Below are 2,248 nucleotides of genomic sequence, written 5' to 3' on the forward strand. Positions count from 1 at the left end.
GATGACGACCGGTAACACCGCCTTTACAAGTTGCTCATTCGGATCCCAGATGTTGACAGCATAGCTGCCTGGGGACTCCGGACCGGCATCAAAGTCGTATGTGGTTTCAGCCCCATCTGTTGCCTTATCATCAATAATACGCCGGTCTGAATTGCGGAATTGAATAAAGTACGTCTGCTCATCTGGGTCTGGGACGGTAGCTGTCCCCGTGAGTGCCGCATCGGGCTCAACCACTGCGGTCTGTCGGACTGTGAGTTCACCGTCGGTAAATTGGTTTGAAACCGTTTGTGGAGGGGTAGTGACTGTTGACTCTGACTCTAATGAGAACTCAGCGGGCGACTGACCAGCAACACCGAGCGTCCCGACCGCAACCACAATACATAAAAAAACAGCGAGGAGGGCATACCGGGTTTTCATGTCCTAATTGGATAGATAGAACCGTATCAGTTTTGTGATCACATCGGAATCGAGGTAAAAGCCAACTCGTCATGGGCGAGAAAGAGTGACACTCCTGAAAAAAGAGCGTTCACGGTGACCGGTATTTCAGGTGAAGCTAATTCATAATCGTCCGACAGGTAGGAAAGATATAAACCGAATGCCAAAAATTACTATCCATGACACGTCCAGCGAGACAGATCGTACTCGCTATTTTATTCAGCCTCATCATGATTACCTCACTGATGGGGCCGTTCGTCGGGGGAGCGCTTGCCGCAACGAGCGGCGCCACGCACACGGGAACGCCGGCCGCAGTTCAGCCAGGGGATCCAGTGGCTACTCACGACGTTGAAACCGTAAACATCACCGATGAGTTAGCTGTTTGGGAACGAGCCCCGCTTCGGCCTGCGGTCGTTGATCGGAGCAACGCAGTCACGGCAGTCGACAGCCAAACGGTATTTCTAGAAACACAGAGCGAGCTCGCTGAAATCCAAACTTCACAAGAAGGAGTATTTCAGCAGGGGGCACAGGTTTCCTTCGAGTTAGCCCCACAGACTGCGGCGGATACGGCTCAGTTCTCTGGAGACGAATTCAAGGTCCTTGTTACTCGGATCGATGCGGAGCGAGATACGACAGAGGTGTTCCTTGACGCTCAAAATGTCACGGTTGAAGAAGTTGAGCGAGCGCTCGAAGACGTCGATGGGTACGACGACTTTAATCAGACTGTCCAAGATCAAAACGAGGTGCGGTTCGGGACAGTTCGTGACTTCTTCGATGGGACTGAGGAGTTCGAGCAGTTTGCCGACTCGTTCGAAGCGAACCAGACACTGACGACAGAGCGGTTTGAGCAAGCACTTACTTCTGAAGAGTTCTTGAATCTCAACGAATTCAGTACTACATCTGGAGGCGTGATTGACGCCACCGGGAACGCGGAAGCGACTATTAACCTCGACGAGGCAGGGACGTACCTTTTAATCGGCCATGTTGGTGGCGAGGTGTATGAAGCAGGCGATGATCGGCCGTTCTTCAACGGAACGACCGCCCTCTCAGTTGATGCTGTCACTGCTCAAGAAGCGGCATCGACAATTGATGTCGCCACGACAAATGGTGAGGTTGAAGCAGGTACCAATGTCTCCGTAGATGCGACGGCTAACCTTGCTGCTGACGGCAACGTTTCACACGCCGTCGTCGTGATGGACGAGAGTACGTTTAGTCAAAGTTCCAGTCGGATTATCATCGACGATGAGTTCTCGCGTGATCTACGGACTGGTAATGTCACAGTCAACTCGTCAATCGCCGAGATTCAGGGTGTTGCGAACGTCGCGCCAAATGTCAGAATCTCTGGTACGGAGATTGCGTCTGACCGCTTCTCAGGCACCGTGAGTACTGAGGAGCAAGCGAGCAGCTTCTTTGATATTCGGAATGCGATTGTCGATGGATTCGACGTTCGCGACCAGGCTGGTGACGCAGCCACGTTCAACGCTGTTGGTGATACAACACTTAATGCCTCGATGACCGCCATCGGGAACGCCACTGGAGAGGAGACGATCGAGGTTGAGACGCTTGATGCGTGGGAGACTGGTGAGTATACTGTGCTCCATATTGCCGCTGATCAAGAAGACGGCAACATCAGCACGAGCCGGACCACCGTCGACATCGTCGATAGTATCGATACGAGTCCCGGCCCCGGTCCAGGTCCAGGTCCCGGCCCCGGCGATGATGATGACGACGATGATGATGAAGAAGAAGAAGAAGAAGAAGAAGAAGAAGGCAACGACAACAGTTCGGTAGGCTCAGATAGTGCCGCTGAAGA

At 52.8% G+C, this 2,248-nt stretch carries 1 protein-coding gene and 1 pseudogene; one reads left to right on the forward strand and one right to left on the reverse strand.

Translation table 11 applies throughout. From position 1 onward, the window contains the following. Positions 1 to 417: hypothetical protein (locus tag EXE45_RS16255; RefSeq protein WP_137694937.1), on the reverse strand; the 417-nt coding region annotated here is incomplete at its 3' end. A gap of 197 nt (positions 418 to 614) precedes the next feature. Here EXE45_RS16255 and EXE45_RS16260 point away from each other — a divergent pair. Beyond that, positions 615 to 2,248: pseudogene (locus EXE45_RS16260) on the forward strand (hypothetical protein); the annotation flags it as partial.

This window comes from Halorubrum sp. SP9 (assembly GCF_005435015.1).
GTDB lineage: Archaea > Halobacteriota > Halobacteria > Halobacteriales > Haloferacaceae > Halorubrum > Halorubrum sodomense.